General features: G+C 62.3%; 15 protein-coding genes. 7 read left to right on the top strand and 8 right to left on the bottom strand.

Translation table 11 applies throughout. From position 1 onward, the window contains the following. Positions 1-25 precede the first annotated feature (25 nt). Positions 26-3637 carry an ABC transporter permease/M1 family aminopeptidase gene (locus tag I2I01_RS05220; protein ID WP_196285349.1) on the bottom strand — a complete coding sequence of 1204 codons (3612 nt, stop codon included), beginning with the start codon at positions 3635-3637 and terminating at the stop codon, positions 26-28. After that, complete coding sequence (locus tag I2I01_RS05225; protein ID WP_196285579.1) at positions 3634-4548, bottom strand: ABC transporter ATP-binding protein; 915 nt, start codon at positions 4546-4548, stop codon at positions 3634-3636. Before I2I01_RS05225 ends, I2I01_RS05220 begins: the two co-directional genes overlap by 4 nt. A gap of 277 nt (positions 4549-4825) precedes the next feature. Here I2I01_RS05225 and I2I01_RS05230 point away from each other — a divergent pair, with 277 nt between their 5' ends. From I2I01_RS05230 to I2I01_RS05240, 3 genes are all read left to right on the top strand, one after another. Further along, complete coding sequence (locus tag I2I01_RS05230) at positions 4826-5860, top strand: sensor histidine kinase (RefSeq protein ID WP_196285350.1); 1035 nt, start codon at positions 4826-4828, stop codon at positions 5858-5860. Beyond that, positions 5829-6557 (top strand): LytR/AlgR family response regulator transcription factor, encoded by a 729-nt coding sequence (locus I2I01_RS05235; protein WP_196285351.1) that lies wholly within the window; start codon positions 5829-5831, stop codon positions 6555-6557. The genes I2I01_RS05230 and I2I01_RS05235 overlap by 32 nt, the downstream gene beginning before the upstream one ends. Before the next feature lie 127 nt (positions 6558-6684). Then, positions 6685-8019 (top strand): glycoside hydrolase family 88/105 protein, encoded by a 1335-nt coding sequence (locus I2I01_RS05240; protein ID WP_196285352.1) that lies wholly within the window; start codon positions 6685-6687, stop codon positions 8017-8019. A gap of 26 nt (positions 8020-8045) precedes the next feature. Here the strand turns inward: I2I01_RS05240 and I2I01_RS05245 are convergent, their stop codons facing one another. Then, positions 8046-8450 carry a hypothetical protein gene (locus I2I01_RS05245; protein ID WP_196285353.1) on the bottom strand — a complete coding sequence of 135 codons (405 nt, stop codon included), beginning with the start codon at positions 8448-8450 and terminating at the stop codon, positions 8046-8048. A 131-nt stretch (positions 8451-8581) separates the two neighbouring features. On the opposite strand from I2I01_RS05245, the gene I2I01_RS05250 reads away from it, so the two are divergent. The 3 genes from I2I01_RS05250 (at position 8582) to I2I01_RS05260 (ending at position 11315) form a co-directional block, all read left to right on the top strand. After that, positions 8582-9265, top strand: a complete 684-nt coding sequence (locus I2I01_RS05250; protein ID WP_196285354.1) for a GDSL-type esterase/lipase family protein — start codon at positions 8582-8584, stop codon at positions 9263-9265. Between the two features lie 78 nt (positions 9266-9343). Continuing rightward, on the top strand, positions 9344-10417 hold the full coding sequence (locus I2I01_RS05255) for a mandelate racemase/muconate lactonizing enzyme family protein (protein ID WP_196285355.1): 1074 nt from the start codon (positions 9344-9346) through the stop codon (positions 10415-10417). 130 nt (positions 10418-10547) lie between these two features. Continuing rightward, positions 10548-11315, top strand: coding sequence for an SDR family NAD(P)-dependent oxidoreductase (locus I2I01_RS05260; protein WP_211537820.1), 768 nt, complete (start codon positions 10548-10550; stop codon positions 11313-11315). Positions 11316-11333: 18 nt separating this feature from the next. On the opposite strand, the gene I2I01_RS05265 is transcribed toward I2I01_RS05260, so the two are convergent. The 5 genes from I2I01_RS05265 to I2I01_RS05285 all read right to left on the bottom strand — a co-directional run bounded on the left by I2I01_RS05265 (position 11334) and on the right by I2I01_RS05285 (position 17473). Then, positions 11334-12788 (bottom strand): phytoene desaturase family protein, encoded by a 1455-nt coding sequence (locus tag I2I01_RS05265; protein ID WP_196285356.1) that lies wholly within the window; start codon positions 12786-12788, stop codon positions 11334-11336. Between the two features lie 99 nt (positions 12789-12887). Further along, the gene (locus I2I01_RS05270) at positions 12888-14027 is read right to left on the bottom strand and encodes a PKD domain-containing protein (RefSeq protein WP_230678871.1); all 1140 of its coding nucleotides are present in this window, start codon (positions 14025-14027) and stop codon (positions 12888-12890) included. 73 nt (positions 14028-14100) lie between these two features. Further along, the gene (locus tag I2I01_RS05275) at positions 14101-15444 is read right to left on the bottom strand and encodes a TolB-like translocation protein (protein ID WP_196285357.1); all 1344 of its coding nucleotides are present in this window, start codon (positions 15442-15444) and stop codon (positions 14101-14103) included. A 166-nt stretch (positions 15445-15610) separates the two neighbouring features. Next, positions 15611-17134, bottom strand: coding sequence for a rhamnogalacturonidase (locus I2I01_RS05280; RefSeq protein WP_196285358.1), 1524 nt, complete (start codon positions 17132-17134; stop codon positions 15611-15613). A gap of 93 nt (positions 17135-17227) precedes the next feature. Next, positions 17228-17473 (bottom strand): hypothetical protein, encoded by a 246-nt coding sequence (locus tag I2I01_RS05285; protein ID WP_196285359.1) that lies wholly within the window; start codon positions 17471-17473, stop codon positions 17228-17230. A 255-nt stretch (positions 17474-17728) separates the two neighbouring features. Here I2I01_RS05285 and I2I01_RS05290 point away from each other — a divergent pair, with 255 nt between their 5' ends. Further along, positions 17729-20545, top strand: a complete 2817-nt coding sequence (locus I2I01_RS05290) for a family 78 glycoside hydrolase catalytic domain (protein WP_196285360.1) — start codon at positions 17729-17731, stop codon at positions 20543-20545. Position 20546: the final 1 nt, after the last annotated feature.

A 20546-nucleotide genomic window follows, 5' to 3' on the forward strand; every position in this document is an offset into this window, starting at 1 on the left:
TCGCCCAATGGTGCAGGGCGGCGGCTTATTCTTTGGCCTGCACCACTGCGTAGTTGTCGGTCAGTTTCCAATCCACCAACAGATTGCGGGGGTCAATACCAACCTTAGCAGGCTGGTCAGGTACCGTCACCACGATGGTTTGCTTGCCGGATGCGATGAGGTACTTTTGGCGGTAGAGCGGCTTGCCTACTTCCTTGCCCGCTTCAGCGGGTGCGAAGACGCCAATTTCCACCCATTCCTTCATCGGTAGCTTGGTCTCGGCCCCCAAGCTATCCACCGCCAGCTTGTTGGCCTTCACAGTGAACGTCAGCTGCCAGGCGCCCGTTTTAATTTTTTGGGCGCGGGCGCTTTCCGCCGCAAGCTCCCAAAAGGTGTTGACCTGGAACAGGTCGCGCAACAAGGGTTTAACCGAGTCCGGCGTTGCCGCCTGCAGCTCGTGGTAGAGGTCGAGCGAAGTGGGCCGGGGCAGCGTGCCGGGGCGGTGCTTCGCCAGCAGCTGCCTCAGCGCCCCGTTCACTCGGTCTCGGCCTATGTATTGGCTCAGGGCGTACAGGGCCAGGGGGCCTTTGCGGTAGTTTTGGTACCAGTCGTCGGCCTGCAGCAGCGGCTTGGCGGCCCGGGTGCGCGGGGTTTCGTTTTCTTCCCGCAGAAAACCCAGCAGCGCCTGCAGGTGTTCGGCGCCGTACTTATCCTCCAACACGCCCATGGCCGAGTACCACGCCAGGCTTTCGGTAATAAGGCCGGCGCCCTCCACATAGGCTTGCTTGAGCTGGTTGCCCCACCACTGGTGCGCTATTTCGTGTGCTACCACGGCCGTCACCAGGTCGAAGCCCCGCTCGTCGGCTTTGGGGTTGAGGAGGAAAAAGCCCTCTTCCGTGGTGATGTTGATGGGCGCGGCGTGGTTGCCAAAATCATTGCTTGAATGGGCCACAAACCGCAGCTGACGGTGCGGGTAGGGCCCAAACTGCCGGGTGTAATAGTCCAGCGAAGCCTGGGCACTGCGGACCATACGAGCCGGGTTTTCGGTCAGCCCCCGGGGGTAGTAAACCTGAATGGCAACGTCCTGCCCGCCGGCCGTCGGATTGTGCCATTTCCCCTCATGCAACGCGTAGCGCGCCGAGAAAAAAGCGTACTCGTTGCGGATGGGCGCCTCCGAAGCGTAATGGAAGTAGCGGCGGCCGGCTTTGGTCCAGCTCCGGCGCAGGGTGCCCGGTGCCACCACGGTTTGGTCGGCGTCGGTGCCCACGGTGGCTTCGAAGCGGATTTGTTCAGGGAATGGGGCATACTGCCGGGCCGCCACATCATAGAGCGATGCCGTGGCGGGCCGGGGCGGCAAGCCATACGCTTTGCGGGCGCCCGCCTCGTCCAGCTCCCGGTAGGGCTGGTAGCCGATGGTGGGCAGCCACTCCAGGTTCCGGAAGGAGCTGGCGTTTGCCGTTATCTGCGCATCGGCGCCGTCGTTGGAAAAGCCCACCGCTTTGTGCGCCACTTCAAAGCGCAGGCGCAACGAATCGCCGGGCGCCAAGGGCTTGCTCAACGCGTACAGGCGCTGGCCAAGCTCCTCGTCCACGAGCACGGCCTTGGCGGGCAGGCTGAAGGCAACGGCGCTGGTTGCGACGTCGGCAGTACCAGCGGCCAGCAGCACCGAGTCAATGGGTACCCGGTTGTTGTTTACCAGCAGGTAGGTGCCCTGTATCTGCACCGTGCCCAGCTTGGGGTACATTTCTACCCCGAGAGTTACGCCGGTCAGCAAGGGTTGGGGCATGCTTTGGTACCGACGGAACCGCTGCTCGTAGGCTGCCCGTTGCGCGGCGGCGGCCGCGGAGTTGGTATAGGCATGCCGCACGTTGGTGTTGTAGAAAATATACCCTCCCAGCCCCAAAATGCCGACTGCTGCCCCCGCCGCTACCCCGGCCACAGCCCCCCTGAAGCGCCGACGCGCCAATTGGAACCGGGAAATAACGCCGGCATCGCGGCTGCGCACCCAGAACAGCACCGCCACCACCCCTAGCAACAGAGCCCACGCCGCCCAGTAGCTCTTAAACCACAGCCAGGGCGCTACCGACGGGCCAAAGCCCGCTAGGTCGGAATAGGTCCAGCCTGGGCTGGCGGCATAAATGAGCAGCTTATGCTCGATGCCCAGTTTCGGGGCAAAGCAGAGGCAGCCGTAAAGCAGGAGCGCCACCAGGTGCCCGACGAACTTCTGATTCACCAGCACGTGCACGGCCAGCGCCAACAGGGGAAAGAGCAGGCAATCGAGCAGGTGCAGCCCGAACAAAACCTGCACGTATAGCCACAGTTCGGGCCTGAACCCACCCATAGCTACCTGCACGCCCATGCCGGCCACCAGCAGGAAAGCCAGCCAGCTCACCAGCACCAGCACAAGTGCCAGGTACCGACTCAAAAACTGCACCCATTCCGGCACCGGCGCGGCATTAGAAATCTCATTTAGCCCGGTTTCCCGCTCGCGCCACACCAGCTCCCCGGCGTAGAAAATGGTGAGCAGGCCGACGACAATCCAGAACTTGTCGGGCTGCGTGATGGGCGCCGTCAGGTAGTCTATTACAAAGTCGGTGCGGGGCAGCAAGGGCACACCCCGAGCCTTCAGGTTGCCGGGCGAGGCCACGCACATCACCAAAGCCAGCAAGCCCAGCAGCGGCAAGCCCGCCTTGCTTGTAGCGAGCTGCCGAAAGGCCTGGCCAGTGAGCAAGCGCAGCTGCTGCAGCCACGTAGCCACCCCAAACGTTCCCCGAGGCTGCGGCTGCCCGGCTCCCCAGCTGAGGGCTTCCTGGGCCGGCCCGTTCGCCTGGGACTGTTCCGCGAGCTTCCGCTTTTGGCGGCTTTCGGGCAACACAAGCTGAAACCGAAAGTAAGTAAAGGCCAGCGAGCCCAGTGCGATGCCAAGCCACAACAGCCGGTTGACGAGAAAAGCGTCTTCCAGCAGCACGAGGCGCGCATTCAGCTCCAGCGGGCTCCATTTGGACATCAGGCCCATCACCGGGGTAAACGCCATGGGGTCGACCAGATTTCCCCATTGCCCCTCGTGCTGCAGCACCTGCCCAACCACGTAGGCCGCTACAAACAGCACCGCCCCGCCCAGGTAGCTCCCCATGGCCCGGCGGCTGAGGGCAGCTACCGAAAATTGAATGGCCGTGGCGATAAACGCATTGGGCAGCACGATAAAGAAAAAGGCCGTGAGGTAGGGTGCCCCGCGAAATGGCCCCAGCAGCTCGGGCTCGATGCCGGAGGCATGCATGGCCAACAGCAGCCCCGCCGGCACCGCCAGCAGCACCAGCACATTGAGGGCCAGGGCCGCCAGCAGCCGCCCGCCCAGGTAGTCGGCTTTGCGGGTGGCGGCCGTATAGGTGAGCAAGTGCATGCGCGTCTGCACGTCGCGGGCGGCGGCGTCGCCGGCCACCGAGGCTCCTATCAGCAGCCAAAACACGCTGCACAACACCGCCACCGTGGCAATGACCACGGGCGCATTGACCTTAAAATACCCTTCCTGCGCATCCGACAGGTAATTGGCCGTGACTATCAGAAAGGCAATGGTTCCTATTACCCCAAAGTAGAGCCAGGTGGCGGGCCGGTGCAGCTGGTAGCCAAATTCCAGCGCGAAAATTCGTTGGAGCTTCATTGCGCTGCCTCCTCCGCTTTGCGTTGCTGCTGGGCCGGGCCCAGGCAGCCCGTCAGGGCGCTGAAGTACACATCTTCCAGGTCCGGCTGCACCGGTTCAAACCCCGGGCCGGGCCGCTCCTCGCTGTGCACGTGCACCAGGGTGCGGCCACTGAGCATTTTGGCTGAAATGACGCGGTGCTCCTGCTCCAGCGCCGGCAGGGCGTGTTTATCAGTCAGCTGGCGCCAGATGCGGCCGTTGAGGGCCGCCACGGCACCCAGCGGCGAGGCCTCCAGCAAAATTCGTCCTTTGTTGATGATGGCCATGTTGGTGCACAGCTCCGCCACATCGGCCACAATGTGCGTGGAGAGAATCACGATGCTGTTTTCGCCCAATTCGCTGAGCAAATTGAGGAAGCGCACCCGCTCGGCGGGGTCGAGGCCGGCGGTGGGCTCGTCTACTATCAGCAGGCGCGGGTTGCCCAGCAGGGCCACGGCCACGCCAAAGCGCTGGCGCATGCCGCCGGAGTAGCCGCCCAGCTTCTGCTGGCGCTTGTCCCACAGGTTGGTTTGCCGGAACAGGGCCTCGGTGGTGGCCCGGCGCTGCGCCCGGTCGGTCAGGCCCTTGAGCACCGCGAAATAGTCGAGCAGCTCCTCGGCGCTGGCCTTGGGGTACACGCCAAATTCCTGGGGCAGGTAGCCCAGGGTTTGGCGCACGGCGTCCTTCTGGTTCAGCACGTCGATGTCGCCCAGCAGCAGCTGCCCGGCATCGGGTTCCTGCAGCGTGGCCAGCGTGCGCATGAGGGTTGATTTGCCGGCGCCGTTGGGGCCCAGCAGGCCGTACATGCCGGGCGGAATGTCCAACGACACATTCTCCAACGCCTGCACGCCATTCGCATATTTTTTCGAGACGTTGCGAATGGAAAGGCGCAACGAGTGAGGCTTTGTCATAGCTGATTTGCTTCGGTGTTTTGGGTGGCCTGAGGGCTGCAAGCACCCCAGCCGGGGCCTTTTCCTCATTTTGGGTCGAAGCAAGGCTGGCCGGCTGGGAAAGCGAAAAGCGTTATGCTAATGCCGTGAACCGCTCTACCAAGTGCGGCTTTGCTGCCGCCAAAGCACTGGCCGGCTACATTTCCCTTTTCGTAGAGGGAGAGCAGCAGCTGGTATAAAGCGGTGCGCCGGCCAGGCCCGAACGAAACACCTTTGCTTCATGGACCGCATCAAGAAAATCTTCCGGCTGATTCACGTATCCCTCTGGGCGCTGTTCACGCTGCTGGTCGTGCTGCAGCTGCGAGGGGAAACAAACCCTCATTGGCTGACGCTCACCGTGGGGGTGGTGGCCTCCGCTACGGGAGTGTTCTACAGCCATTTCTACCTGCTTACCCACTACACTGGTACGCGAAAAGGCTATTGGCTGCGGCTGGCGGCCATTTGGCTGATTGGGCCGCTGCCCTTTTTGCTTTTTCACTATAAGGATTTCAGTTTATCGAACCCCTTTATCGGGTACTATTGCATGACACTGGTCACGCTGGTGCCCATTTTCATCTTCCTGGGTTGGCTGGCGCGGGTCACCGAGACGCTGGTCATTAACACCATCAAAAAAGAGCAGCTCGAGAAGCAGGCCGTGGAGGCCGAGCTGTACTACTTGAAGTCGCAAATCAACCCGCACTTCCTGTTCAACACCCTCAACAACATTCACACGCTGGTGTACAAGCAAGCCCCGGCTGCCCCGGAGGCGGTGATGCACCTGGCCTCGCTCATGCGCTACATGATTTACGAGTCTAACGCGGCCACCGTGCCGCTGGCCCGGGAGCTGGACTATCTGCGCGACTACGTGAGCCTGCAGCAGCTTCGCTATAAAAACAGCCCCATAGTTGACCTGCAGATTAGTGGCAACGCCACGGCCTGCCGCATTGCCCCCCTGCTGTTCATCCACCTGCTCGAAAACGCCTACAAGCATAGCCCCGCCCGCCTCGAGCCCGGCGACCTGAAAGTGTGCGTGGCGGTGCAGGAAGACACGCTGACTTTCAGCGTGCAAAACCCCATCGGCCAGCAGGCCACCAGCCCCCTGGAAGGCCCCGGCGGCATCGGGTTGCCGAATGTTCGGAAAAGGCTGGCGCTGTTGTATCCGGAGCAACATTCGCTCACCATTCAGAACACCGGCCACACCTTTACGGTCAATCTGACCATCCACGGCCTGCACGCCCCGGCTCATGAAAGAAAAGCTCAGCTGCTACATCATTGAGGACGAATACCTGGCCCAGGAAATTCTGGAAGAATACATCCGGAAGGTGCCGTTTCTGGAATTGAAAGGCGCCTATGCCAGCCCCCTGGAGGCCGCCGCCCCGCTGAAGGCCGACCAGCCCGACCTGCTGTTTCTCGACATCAATATGCCGGACCTGGACGGGCTCAGCTTCATCCCGATGTTGAACCCAAAGCCCATGATTATTCTCACCACCGCCTACGACCAGTATGCGCTGAAAGCCTATGAGCTGGAAGTGCGGGACTACCTGCTGAAGCCCTTCACGTTTGAGCGGTTTTATAAGGCCGTGCTCCGCCTGTACCAGGAACAAAGCTGGCCACAGCTGCGGGAGAACAAGGAAGCCAGGGCGGAGGCCCGGAATGAGCCGGAGTATGTCTTTCTGAAAGTGGGCCACCGCATTCAAAAAGTAGCCACCCGCGACATACTTTTTGTGGAGGGCATGAAAGACTACTTACGCATTCATACCAGCACCGAGAAAATTATGACGCTACTGAGCTTTGCCAAGCTGGAAGAGCTGCTGCCCGCTCAGGACTTTGCCCGCGTGCACCGGTCCTTCCTGGTTGCTATTGACAAAATAGACCACATCGAGAAAAACAGGATTCGAATTGCCGACCAAATCATTCCCATCAGCGACACTTATGCCGAGGCCTTTTATAACATGCTGCGGGGATTACAGTAAGGCGAAGCGGCACCCTGCTGCCCGCCCTGAGGCCACACTGGCCTAAGCCCGCCGCGAAGCAGGACAGCGCAGGAGAATCCGCTTCGGCCCGGCCGCTACCTTGGCCAGCCAACGCCTTTTCTCCGCCATGCGCCCCCTTGCTCCTGCCCTGCTCCTGCTGCTGGCCGCCGCTCCCGCCCACGCCCAGGTTAAAACCAACGACACCACCACCCCGCTGCACCTGCTCCGGCCCGACTACCCCGTGCCCTACGGCCAGACCAAAGCCGAGGACGTGAAGCAGGTGCTCGACCGCGTGTACGGCTACCTCAATGCCGCCACGCCTGCCGAGCTGGTAGATAAAAAGACCAATGCGGCCATCACCGACCGCCGGAAGTTCAACCCCGACGCCATCATAAAGCCCGGCGACTTCCGCCTCACCAGCTACGAATGGGGCGTGACCTATGCCGGCATGCTGCGCGCCTCCGAAACCACCGGCGACCCCAAATACGCGGCCTACACCAGCAGCCGCCTCAAGTTTCTGGGCGAGCTGGTGCCCTACTTCCGCGACTACCAAACCGCGCACCCCGAGGCGGCTACGCCCGTGCGCTCGGTGCTGCAGCCGCACGCGCTGGACGATGCCGGCGCCATCTGCGCGGCCATGATAAAAACGCAGCGCCTCGACCCCAAGGCCAACCTGCGGCCTATGATTGACAACTTCATCGGCTACATCATGACCAAGGAGTTTCGGCTGGCCGATGGCACACTGGCCCGCAACCGGCCCCTGCCCAACACCCTCTGGCTCGACGACCTGTTTATGAGCGCGCCGGCCCTGGCGCAAATGGGCAAGCTCACCGGCGAGCGACGCTACTACGACGAGGCCGTGAAGCAGGTCACGCAGTTTGCCCCGCGCATGTTTGATAAGCAAAAGGGCCTGTATATGCACGGCTGGGTGCAGGGCATGGCCGAGCACCCCGAGTTCCACTGGGCGCGGGCCAACGGCTGGGCCATCCTCACCAAGGTAGAATTGCTCGACGTGCTGCCTGCCGACCACCCCGGCCGCCCGGCGGTGCTGGAGCTGCTGCGCGCCCATGCCCGCGGCCTGGCGGCCCAACAAAGCGGAACCGGTTTCTGGCACCAGCTGCTCGACCGCAACGACAGCTACCTCGAAACCTCGGCCACGGCCATCTACGCCTACGCCATTGCCCACGCCGTGAACCAGGGCTGGCTCGATGCCCAGGCCTACGGCCCCATGGCCCTGCTCGCCTGGAACGCCGTGAGCACTAAGGTTAACCCGCAAGGCCAGGTGGAAGACACCTGCGTGGGCACCGGCATGGGCTTCGACCCCGCCTTCTACTACTACCGCCCCGTGAACGTGTACGCCGCCCACGGCTACGGTCCCGTGCTGCTGGCCGGCGCCGAAATCACCCAACTGCTCAAGCAGCACCCGTATGGCATTAACGACAGCTCGGTGCAGGTGAAGTAGCTGATTAAGGTTTTAACCTAACTGTTTTATTGTAAGAGGTAGACATGGCCATTATTTAGGTTCAGTAGCTCTATACGATTATTAGACATCTTCATCACTTTGAAATTAGCTACTCGAACTCTCAAATCATGTCCATTTGCTTCAATACGAACGTCCATTAAGTAGTCTTGGTCATTTCGGCGTAAGACGTGAGCATTTAATTCGCTCAATACCAATACAGTTTTATCAAAAGCCTGTACATGGTCAAGGTTTGTCACAACAAAAAGATGGTCATATCTAGGCAGGTGTTCCCGTAGTTCTTTCGTGTGGATATCAATTACTTCTTGCAAAGAATGAAGCCCAACTATTGGAACAGGTGCAGCCTCTTGTTTCGGAGCCAAGGCGAATAACGGCCAAGCGAAAACCCAAAGTGCGCACTGCTTTCTTTTCATGTATCGGCTCCTTCCAAATTGCTGTCTGCGCTAATCTATCAATTAATGCGGCCAATAAATCTAATGAGGGAAATACTTAACCCCCTCTGTAATCCATTGCAAAGCAGCACACGCGCCAATTAACATCTGCCATGAAAAAGCTTATCCTGTTTCTGTTGCTCCTGCCGGCGCTGCTGCCCGCACAAGCCCCGGCGGCATCGGACAAGGCCCTCAACATCTTTACCCTGGGCGATAGCAACGGCACGTTTCCGCACAGCTGGCCCAAGCAGTTGGAGCTGGCTTTGCCCCGCGCGCAGGTATTCAACATCAGCAAATCGGGCCGCACCATTGGGTTCGTGAACAACGGCGACAGTACGCTGAACTCGCTGCTGGTCATCGACGAGAATCTGCGGAAAGCAGCCGAGTTTACCAAGGAGCGTCCATTCGATTTTGTGGTGCTGGAGCTGGGCACCAACGACGCCAAAGCCGTTTTTGCCGACCGCCAGGCTGAAGTGCCGGCCAACCTGGAGAAGCTTATCCGCAAAATCAAATCCTGCCCCTACCCCGCCATCCGCCAGGCACGCATCATCATCGTTTCGCCCCCGCCTTACGGCACAAAGGCCGAGGCCCTGCCCAAATACCAGGGCGGCGACGCGCGAGTGCGCGCCATGAGCACCGCCCTCCAAAAAGTAGCGAAACGCACCCACTGCCTGTTCGTGAACGGCTACCAAACACCGGGCCTCGACATCAACGCCATGACCGCCGACGGCCTGCACCTCGATGCCACCGCCTCACGGCTGCTGGTGGCGCCCGTGCTCACCATTATGGCGCGGTAGCTTACTCACCTCCTTCCACTCTCTCGCTGGCGCGCCAGCAACACTGCTTCTTTACCAAAAACACCTGTTTCCCTTCCCATGCACAAAATCAAAAGCTTCGGCGTGTACACCGCCAAGGCCGACCTGAAAAACCCCATTTCCGACGCCACGCACACGCTCTCAGAAATCTCGTTTCTGGTGCTGCGCATCACCACCGAAACCGGCGTAGTGGGTGAGTCTTACCTGCTCAGCTTTCAGTACAGCCCGCTCGCCATTGCCGGGGCGCTGAAAGACGCCGGCCAGCTGGTGCTCGGCGCCGAAGTGTCGGACACGGTGAAGGTGTTTGAGCAGCTCAACCACGCCAACGAGTACTTCGGCATGGAAGGCATCAACCGCTGGGCGCAGGCGGCTTACAACATTGCCATGTGGGATGCCTGGTGCAAAATCCTGGGTCAGCCCATCTGGAAAGTGCTGGGCACCTCGCGCACCGAAGTGCCCATCTACGGCAGCGGCGGCTGGATTTCTTATTCGGTGGAGGAGCTGATTGGCGAGGTGAGCGGCTACAAGGCGCGCGGCTTCCAGGCCGTGAAAATCAAGGTGGGCAAGCCCGACTGGCGCGAAGACCTCGAGCGCCTGCGGCTAGTGCGCGAGGCCGTGGGCCTCGACATCGGCATCATGATGGACGCCAACCAGGGCATGACCGTGCCCAACGCCCTGGCCCTAGCCCGCGCCGCCCGCGAGCTCAACATCCAGTGGTTTGAGGAGCCCATTGCCCACGACGACTTCCAGGGCTACCAGCTGCTGCGCACCCAGGCGGGCATTTCGCTGGCCATGGGCGAGCGTGAATACTCCACCCTGCCGCTGCGCGAGCTGCTGCAGCGCAACGCCATCGACATCTGGCAGCCCGACATCTTGCGGCTGGGCGGCGTGGAAGCCTGGCGCAACAGCGCCGCGCTGGCCGGCAGCTTCAATATTCCTGTGCTGCCGCACTACTACAAAGACTACGACATTCCGCTGCTCTGCACCATCCCCAACGGCGCTGGTGCCGAGTCTTTCGACTGGATAGACCCGCTCATTGACCACCCGCTGGAAATCGTGAACGGCCTGGCCCGCCCGCACAACCGCCCAGGCTGGGGCTTCGGGTTTAAGGACGAGTGCCTGACGGAGATTTAGCCCGCCCGCGCCATCTGTCATCCTGAGCGCAGCGAAGGACCTTATCAAGTTTGAATTTTACTCCTAACGTGATAAGGTCCTTCGCTGCGCTCAGGATGACAGGTGATTAAAGTTATTACTCTCCCCCGCTATGACTTCCAAACTAGAATCCCTGTTCTCCCTACAAGGCAAGCGCATCATCGTCACTGGCGCTTCCAGCGGCTTAGGCCTCGACCAGGCCCTGACGCTGGCCCAGTGCGGCGCCCAAGTGTTTGCCCTGAGCCGCTCCGGCGGCATCAAGGTGGCCCACGATGGATCGGTGCCGGAAAACATCACGTTCATGAAGCTGGACGTGACCGACGAAGCCGCCGTGAAAGAAGTGTTCGACGCCATCGGCACCGACGGCGGCATCGATGTGCTGATTAACAATGCCGGCATCACCCAGCGCAAGCGGGCCGAAGCACTGAGCACGGCCGAGTGGGAAGCCATTCATGCCGTGAACGTGACCAGCGTATTTACCTGCTGCCGGGCCGCGTTTCCATACCTCAGCCAGTCGCCGCACGTCGGCCGCATCATCAACATCTCCTCGATGGCCTCCTACCTCGGGTTTGCGGAAGTGGTGCCATATAGCTCCAGCAAGTCGGCGGTGCTGGGCATCACCCGGGGCCTGGCCGTGGAGTGGAGCCAGTCGAACGTGCTGGTCAATTCGGTGTCGCCCGGCTGGTTTCCGTCGGAGATGAGCCAGCAGGTGATGGACGCCGACCGCCGACAGAAAATCCTGCAGCGCATGCCCCTGCACCGCTTCGGCCGCCCCGAGGAGCTGTCGGCGCTGGTGTGCTTCCTGGCCTCGCCCAGCGCCACCTACATCACCGGCCAGGATTTCAGCGTGGACGGCGGGGCGCTGGCGTTTGGGTTTTAGCGCCGACCTCCGGGCACCTCACCCCTCCCCCTGCAGCGGCGGCGCCTCCAGCCCGAACACCTCGCGCAGGGCCAGGCGAGCGGCGCGGTAGCCGCACATGCCGTGCACGCCCCCGCCCGGCGGCGTGGCCGAGGAGCACAGATAGAGCCCACGCTGTGAGGTGCGGTAGTTGGAGGCGCGCAGCGCCGGCCGGGTGAACAGCTGCCCGATGTCGAGCACACCGCCGTTGATGTCGCCGCCTACGTAGTTGGGGTTGTGGGCCTGCATCTGAAGCGGGTCGAAGGTGTGGCGGGCGAGAATGCGCTCCCGGAAGCCTGGCGCGAAGCGTTCCACCTGGCTTTCGATGGCGGCGGTCATGTCGTGGCGCGAGCCGTTGGGCACGTGGCAGTAGGCCCAGGCGGTGTGCTGCCCCGCCGGGGCGCGGGTAGCGTCGAACAGGCTTTGCTGGGCCAGCAGCACAAACGGCCGGGCCGGGTGCTGCCCACGCGCGGCGGCCTGCTCGCCGGCGGCAATTTCGGCCAGGGTGCCGCCCAGGTGCACGGTGCCAGCCTGCGCACACTCCGGCGCAGTGAAAGGAATGGGCGCGGCCAGGGCCCAATCGACTTTGAACACGCCCATGCCGTAGCGGTAGCGCCGCAGCTGCCACTGGTAGATGCGGGAGAGGCTATGCCCGGCTATTTCCAACAGCTGGGCGGGCGTCACGTCGAGCAGCACGGCACGAGCGGCCGGCAGTTGCCCGAGCGAACGCACGAAGGTGCCAGTTTCCACGTGCCCGCCCAGGGCGCGGAAGTGGGCCACCAGCGCGTCGGCGATGGATTGCGAACCGCCCCGCGCCAGGGGCCAGCCGCCGCGGTGCGCCGCCGTGAGCAGCACCAGGCCAATGGCCGAAGTGGTGAGGTTGCTGAGCGGCTGAATGCTGTGGGCGGCCATGCCCGCCAGCAGCCCCTTTGCCTTTTCACCCGAAAACCGCCTCGCCAGCACTGTAGCCGGCAGCAGCGCCGACAGCCCAAACCGAGCCAGCGCCAGCGTCTTGGGCGGCAGGCGCAAGGGCCCCAGCGCGGCACGCACAAGGCTGGGCCACTCGGCCACCAGTGGGGCCAGCAGGCGGCGGTAGGCGGCGGCATCGGGACCGAGGGTGGCGGCGGTGGCATCAATGGAAGCAAGGACCGCCGCCGCGGTGCCGTCGTCGAAAGGGTGGGCGGCGGCCACGGGCGGCGTGAGGTATTCCAAGCCGTACTGGGCCAGCGGCAGCGTCTGGAAGTAAGGCGAGGCGACGGCCAGCGGGTGAATGGCCGAGCAGATGTCGTGGCGGAAGCCGGGCAAGGTCAGCTCTGCGGTGCGTAGGCCGCCGCCCAGCTCGTTCTTGCCCTCAATCAGCAGCACAGACAAGCCGGCTTGCTGCATGGCAATGGCAGCCGCCAGCCCGTTAGGGCCGGAACCGACAACAACGGCATCATAGGTGGAATCGGGCATGCAGCGGATGGGAGGCGGGGCAGTGGTCAGGCATAGTTACCATGAAAACCCGACCGGGGTTTGGCGAGCACGGGCTTTTGGGGTACGGCTGCGGAAATGTCACTTCACCGCCACGTCCCACACCTTGGCCATCCGCGCTTTGCCCGCCGGGCCCTCCACTTCCAGCACCACGATGTACTTACCAGCGTCTTTGTAGCGGTGCACCGGGCTTGGCTCGGTGGAGGTGCTGCCGTCGCCGAAGTCCCAATGCCAGCGCCGGATGGGGCCGCGGCTTTCGTCGCGGAAGCTGACTTGGCGGCGGGCCATATCCGTGACGCTGAAAGACCATTGGGCCGCCAGTTTCGGGAGGTACTGCTCGGCTAGCGGTTGCAGCGTGAACACAGTGCCCAGGCTGGTGTTGCCGTACATCTTGTGGTTTTTGGAGAGGTTCCAGAAGCCCTTTTTGCTTTCGTCCTGCACGTCGTCGTAGTCAATCACGGCCCAGGTGAGGCCGATTTTCTTGCCCTCGGTCAACACCGATTCAACAGCGCGCGCCGGCCCTTCTGCCCCAGCGTAGTCGAAGGGCGTAATCCAGAACTCGGCCGTGAGCCGTCCGCGTTGGCCGGGCCGGAAATCGTAGTGATAGGCGATGTTGGAATAGGGCAGCTGCTTTATCCAGGGCTGGCTGCCCCAGGCCAGGGCCCAATCCTTGCCCTCGGCGGGCATGAAAATGTGATAGTTCTGGGCGTGCACGCCGTGGAAGGCGAAGTAGCGCTCCATCAACGGCAAGTCCTGATTGGGGTGCATTTCGGCGGTTAGCGGGCCGCCGGAGAGGTCGCCGTCCACCACCACTTCGAAGGTGTCGTTGTGCAGGTCGGGCCGACTAAAATCCCAATAGTTGTCATAGGCTTCGTAGAGGAAGTAGAGCCGGTTGAGGCCCGCCACCCAGGCCACGCGCACCTTCACGTCGAGGTTGGCCGAGTCGGCTTTGGGGTAGTGGCCGGAGTCGTCGCGCAGCTGGTCGGTGCCCACAATGTATTCCTTCGGAAACGTGGCCCAATCGTCGGCTTTGCCGTCGATGCGCGGTATCATGTTAGCCGGAAACTGGTATACTTTGAAGCCCCGGTCTTCCTGGGCGTAGGCGGCGGGGAGACGAAAGAAGCAAAGCAGCACTAGGAGGCAGCATATACCTCGCCGGAACGTCATGCCGAGCGGAGCCGAGGCATCTTGCGTGTAGTAGTAATTAAATCGTTGCTTCATCATTGATTAGTGCTGCACGCGAGATGCCTCGACTCCGCTCGGCATGACGTTCTTTTCCTGTAGAAGGCCAAACCTAATACTTCCGTTTCAGCCACGCCGCCGGCACCGGGATGATGCAGATGTTCATGCTCTTACCATCGGCCGAAAGCATGGCCGACTGGATTTCGATACGGGTGCCGTCGGGGCTCATGGTGGGGTGCGGGTGGTCGGCAGCGGTGGGTTTGTGGCCGGTGCTGAGCAGCAGCATTTCGTGGCTGTGCCGGTCGATGAGATAGATGTTGCGGGCGAAGTCGTCGCCTACGGCCCAGCGGCCGTCGGCCGAGCCGCTCACGTGCCAGAGGCCGCTGCCGCTGGGCGTCTGGCCCGCAATGGTTACCTCGCGGGTGCGGTGGTTCACGATGGCCAGGCCCGTGGGCTTTTCGCGGGTACCGGAGGGGCCCCAGGCGGCCTCCTGGCCGGGGTTGGCGCCGGCTACGGGGGTGCCGGGGGCCACGTCCTTGGCCACGGCCGGAATGGGACGGTGGCCCATGATGGTAAATGCGGTTTCATCCTTGGTAATCACGGCCTCGTGCGTCACCCATTCGTACTCGGCCTCGGGGTAGAGCGGGCGCAGGCCGGTGCCATCGGCCTGCACCGTCCAGGTGCGTTGGGGCGACTTCCCGCCGGTTTCCCAGCAAAATACGATTTCGCCGGGCACCCAGGGGTTGGTCTGGATGTGCCCAATCTGGAATGGCACCGACACCACGTACTTGATGGCGCCGGTGCGCACGTTCATGGCCGCAATGCCGGCCGGGCCGGCGCCCATGTGGCGCGGGCCAAACTCCGGTTCCAGCTTGGTGCCGGGGGCCAGATGGCGGGCGGCTTCCTCCTTGCCCACGCGGAAGTAAGCCCAGTTTTCGTCGCCATCCAGGGCCATGTCGCCGCCGGCCTGCAGCTCCAGCGGCGTGGTGCCGCAGATGCGCTGGTAGGCGCTGGCGGGCTGCATTTTACCGGCCTTGCTGTCGGCAAACACCTTAGCGAGGTCTACTTCCACAATCTGCACGCCGGCGGGCTGCTCTTTCGTGCTTCCCGGCAGGTCGCGCATGAAATACAGCTTCATGGCCTTGCGCGCCACGTTCAGCATGCCGGTGTAGCCGCCTTCGCTCACCTGCACGATTTCGCCGGTTTTCTCATTCACCGCAAGGGCCTCGTTCTTAGCCCGGTTGGAGCGGAAGATGAGCCACTGCAGGTCGGCAGTCCACTGGTTGTGGGTTTGGTAAATCTTGGAATCACCAGCTGGGGTGCTGGTGAGAAAGGTCAGCGGCGTGCCCGTCACAGGGTCTTTCACAACCTTCTTTTCTGCAGGAAAACGACGGCCGATTTGAGCCTGGGCGGTGGTAGCCAGGAGCGTGAAAGCCAGGAGTAGCGCTTGTTTCATGGGGTGGGATTTGTAGAACAAGAAAAAAGTCTTGCAGAGCGCAGCGAAGCATATCGTGTGCTTCGCCCGCACAGTTGATTTACTATTTCGAGCGAGATGCTTCGCTGCGCGCTGCATGACGTTGGATGGCGCGCAGAACCAAGCCCTGTCGGTTACGCCCCCGCGCTTACTTCGTGCTGGTCGACTTCTTCAGTGCCTCGCTATTTGCCACTTCCAGCCCGCGCACACCGCGCAGCACCAGGAGCGGCGCAGCCCCGGCCTTGTCGGCCATCACGTTTTGCAGGCGGGCGCCTTCTACATCTGTGAGCATCAGCGCCGGCCGCATTTCGGCCCCCAGCAAGTAGATGTTCATGTTGCTGAGCTCAATGTTTTTGGCGTGGCGGATGTAGAAGCCGTAGGCCGGGCCTACGCCCAGCTTTTGCGGCTCGGGGTAGCCTTTCTCGTCCTCGGGCAGGTCCTTTTGAATGGCCGCTGCGGAGGCCGCGTCCAGCGGCCGGTACCAGATGCTGATATTGCTCAGCCGCACATCTTCGATGGGGTGGCCGGGCACGCCGCTCAGGAGCGTGGCAAAGCGCGCGTCGGCGTTATAAACTGTCACGTTGCTGATATTGATGCGGCGCAGCTGCCCGGTGGCGGTGCCGGCCGGCGCCCGCAACCGGCTGCTCAGGCGCAGAAAGATGGGCGAGTTCGTGACGTCGCGCATAGTGATGTTCGAGATGGTCACGTCTTCGAGCAGGCCACCGTCGACGGTTTCCAGGGCCAGGCCGCGGCAGTAGGTGAACACGCAGTTGCTGATGGCGATGTTGCGGAAGCCCCCGTTCGACTCGGTGCCGAACTTGATGCGGCCGGTGGGCCCTTCATGGTCGGGTACGAGGGCGGCTTCGTTGCGGCGGTAGGTGCCATCCAGCAGCGAGCCCCGGTCGAAACCGCTTACCTGGCAGTTGGTGATGGTGACATTTTCGGTAAGGCGGGCGTAGCCCAGGGCGAAGGAGCTTTTCAGGCAAATGGCGTCGTCCCAGGGCGAGTTGACGGTGCAGTTGCTGATGCGGACGTTCTGGCAGCCGTCGATGTCGAGGCCGTCGCGGTTGGTGTCGAGCTTGAGGTTGTCGATGGTCAGGTTGTCGACGCCGGTGGCCAGCAGGGCAAAGTGGCCCCCCTGCCGCACCGTAAAATCCTTCAGCATCACGTTGCGACACAGTTTCAGGGCTATGGCCTTGTTGCCCACCGGCGCCTGGTGCGGCCCCTCCCGCGTGAGGCCCTGCCCATAGATGGTGCCCGGCCCGAGAATGGAAATATCCATCAGCTTCTCGCCCCAAATCAGGCTGTTGTGCCAATGGCTGTGGCCGAAATCCTGAAATTTGTCGTTGTCGGCCGGCTCGGGAGCGTCGTAGCCGGTGGTGCCTACGGGCGCGGCCGCCAGCAGCACGGCGCCCTGGTCGAGGTAGAGGCTGATGTGGCTTTGTAGCCGGATAGAGTAGCTGCGGTAGGTGCCCGCCGGGAAATACACCGTGCCCCCGCCCGCTTTGGCCGCCGCGGCAATGGCCCGGTTAATGGCGTCGGTGTCCAGCGTTGCGCTGTCGCCCCGGGCCCCAAAGTCGCGGATGTTGAAGCCGCCAGCGGGCGGGGCGGCACTGGCATTTCTCAGGCCACCCAGCAACAGCAGGAGCAGCAAAACGGCGCGTTGTAACATGCGCGCAAGCACCCACCAGTGCACGCGAAAACCCTCCTGTACTGTGCTGAAATTACATAGCCTATCCGTCTATGCTGGCCGCGGCGCCGCCCCTTAGCGGCTGGCGGGTGGCGACGGGCTTTTCTCGCCCAGCACTCGTCCGATTTTGGTGGGCGCCACGAAGGGCACCTTGCTGCCGGGCGTCCGCACCCGCTTCAGGGTATCGGCGCTGCTATCGGCTACCGGGACGGGGGCCTCGGAGGTAGCGGTGGGCTGCGAAGGCTTGTCCTGGCAGGCTGCGAGCAGCAGGTCCGCCACAAGCAATGCTCCCGCAAAGGCCGTCATTTTCTTTCTCATCATCCTTTCAATACTCCCCACGCTGTGTGCCCTGAGTGGGTGGCTAAACGGGAGGCGGCGCTTTAGGGTTGGCTACAAAAAACGAGGAAACGGCTTCAGCAGGCCGCATGCTAACATCCTACAACAAGATGCCAACGCCCGGCACGGGCCCGGCCGGCGCAAATTCTACATTTGTCAATGGCCTGCTTCAGGCCCGGTCCAATATTCTGTTCGTCTATCCATTCTGAGCCCAGCACCGTCGCAGCCAAATTCAAGGCAATGAAAATAAGGCCATTTCTTTCCTTTCTGCCCTCGCCTGCCGCTGCCCTTCTGCTCACGCTCATTGTACTGATTTATCATCCGGCCGCCGCGCAAAAGCTGGCTGTTACCAACCTTCGCTGCGAGTACCAGCCCCACCCGCTAGGCGTGCAAACCCGCACGCCGGCCCTGAGCTGGCAGCTACGCACCGACCGCCGCAACGTGCGGCAAACGGCTTACCAGATTCTGGTGGCTGACAGCCCCACAAAGCTCAACCAGAACGTAGGCAACGTGTGGGATTCCGGCAAAATAATGTCGGACGCTTCCATACAGGTAAGCTACGCCGGCCGCGCCTTGCAACCGGCCACAACTTATTGTTGGAAGGTAAAAACCTGGGACAACCAGGGCGTGGCCTCCGGGTGGTCGGCCCCGGCCGAGTGGCAAACGGGTCTGTTTTCTGCTGCAGATTGGAGGGACGCCACCTGGATAGCCTACGAGCAACTGCCCGCCGAGCGCGTGAACGTGCTGCCCGTAGACGGCAAGAAGGACACTTACACCGGAAACAACGTACTGCCACTGCTACGCAAGCAGTTCGAAGCCAAAAAGCAGCCTGTTAAAGCCACGCTGTTCATCAGCGGGCTAGGCCAGTTTGAAGCAGTGCTGAACGGCCAGAAAGTTGGCAACCATTTCCTCGACCCGGGCTGGACGAAGTACGACCAGCAGGCGCAGTACGTGGCGTTCGACGTTACCAACCAGGTGAAAAGTGGCGCCAATGCGCTGGGCGTGATGCTCGGCAACGGCTTCTACTACGTGCCGCCGGTGAAGGAGCGGTACCGCAAGCTCAAGTCGGCCTTTGGCTACCCCAAGCTCATTTGCCGGCTGGCGCTGACCTATGCCGACGGCACCCAGCAGAATGTGGTGAGCGACCCAAGCTGGCAAACTACCGCCGGGCCGGTCACCTTCAGTAGCATCTACGGCGGCGAGGATTACAACGCCATTCTGGAACAGTCCGGCTGGGCCACCGCCGGCTTCGACGCGCGGCAGTGGCGGCCCGTCATCACCGTGGACGGTCCGGCCGAGCTGCTGGCCCAGCAACAAGAGCCGTTGCGGATGTTCGATACTTTCAAGGCGAAAAGCACCACCCAACCCCAGCCCGGCAAGTGGGTGTACGACTTCGGCCAGAACGCCTCGGGCATCATTGAGCTCCAAGTGAAGGGCCGGCGCGGTGATACCGTGCGCATTGCGCCTGCCGAGCTGCTGTCCGTCGATAAAACCATCACGCAGAAGAACATTGGGCGCGGCTTCTACTTCACTTATGTACTGAAAGGCAGCGACATCGAAACCTGGCGCCCGCGCTTCACTTACTATGGTTTCCGCTACGCGCAGGTGGAAGGCGGCGTGCCGAAGGGCGAAGCCAACCCGCAAAACCGGCCCGAGATTATCAGCCTCACCGCCCTGCACACGCGCAACGCGGCGGCTTCTGTGGGCGAGTTTTCGTGTTCCAACGACCTGCTCAACCGCACCAACAAGCTGATTGACTGGTCCATTAAAAGCAACCTAGCCAGCGTGTTCACCGACTGTCCGCACCGCGAAAAGCTGGGCTGGTTGGAGGAAACCCACCTCATGGGCGCCTCGATGCGCTACGGCTACGACATTGCCACGCTCGGCCGCAAAACCCTGGCCGACATGCGCGCCTCGCAAACCGCCGAGGGGCTGGTGCCGGAAATTGCGCCCGAGTACGTGAAGTTTGAGTGGGGCGGCGACATTTTCCGCGACTCGCCCGAGTGGGGTAGCGCCAGCATCATCCTGCCCTGGTACCTCTATCAATGGTACGACGACCGGCCGGCGCTGGCCGAGAACTACGACATGATGCGCCGCTACGTGGCCTACCTCGGCACGCAGGCCAACGGCCACATCATCACCAAAGGCCTGGGCGACTGGTACGACCTCGGCCCCAAGCCGCCGGGCACCTCGCAACTCACGCCCATGGGCGTGACGGGCACCGCTACCTATTACTACGACCTCACCATTCTGGCCCAAATTGCCCGCCTGCTGGGCAAAACCGCCGACGCTACGACTTACGAGCAGCTGGGCGCGGAAGTGAAAACGGCTTTTAACCAGAAGTTTTTCAACCCCAGCACCAAGCAGTACGCCACCGGCAGTCAGGCCGCCAACGCCATGGCTGTGTACATGGGCCTGGTGGCTCCGGCCGATAAGGCCGCCGTGGTCGACAACATCGTGCAAGACATCCGCAGCCGCGACAACGCCCTGACGGCCGGCGACATTGGTTACCGCTACCTGCTGCGCGTGCTGGAAGATGCCGGCCGCTCCGACGTCATTTTTGCCATGAACAGCCGCACCGACGTGCCCGGCTACGGCTACCAATTGGCCCACGGCGCCACGGCCCTCACCGAGTCGTGGGCCGCGCTGCCCACCGTATCGAATAACCACCTGATGCTGGGCCACTTGCAAGAGTGGCTGTACGGTGGCCTGGCCGGGATACGGCCGGCTGAAGGGTCGGTGGCCTTCAACCACATTGACATTAAGCCCGAACCGGTGGGCGACGTGACCAGCGCTAAAGCCAGCCACCAGTCGCCCTATGGCCTCATTGCCAGCGACTGGAAAAAGTCGGCAAGCGGCTTCGCGCTGACGGTTACCATTCCGGCCAACGCCACGGCCACGGTTTACCTGCCCGCTGCGGCAGGGGCACGCATCTCAGAGGGCGGCCAGCCGCTGGCGCAGCATCCGGAGCTGCAGTCGCTGGGCATTGACCAGGGCCGGGCGCGCATTAAGGTGGGCTCGGGCACTTATCATTTTGAGGTTAACTCCTCTTTGTAAT

Origin of the sequence: Hymenobacter properus (assembly GCF_015694735.1) — a bacterium.
Classification (GTDB): Bacteria; Bacteroidota; Bacteroidia; order Cytophagales; family Hymenobacteraceae; genus Hymenobacter; species Hymenobacter properus.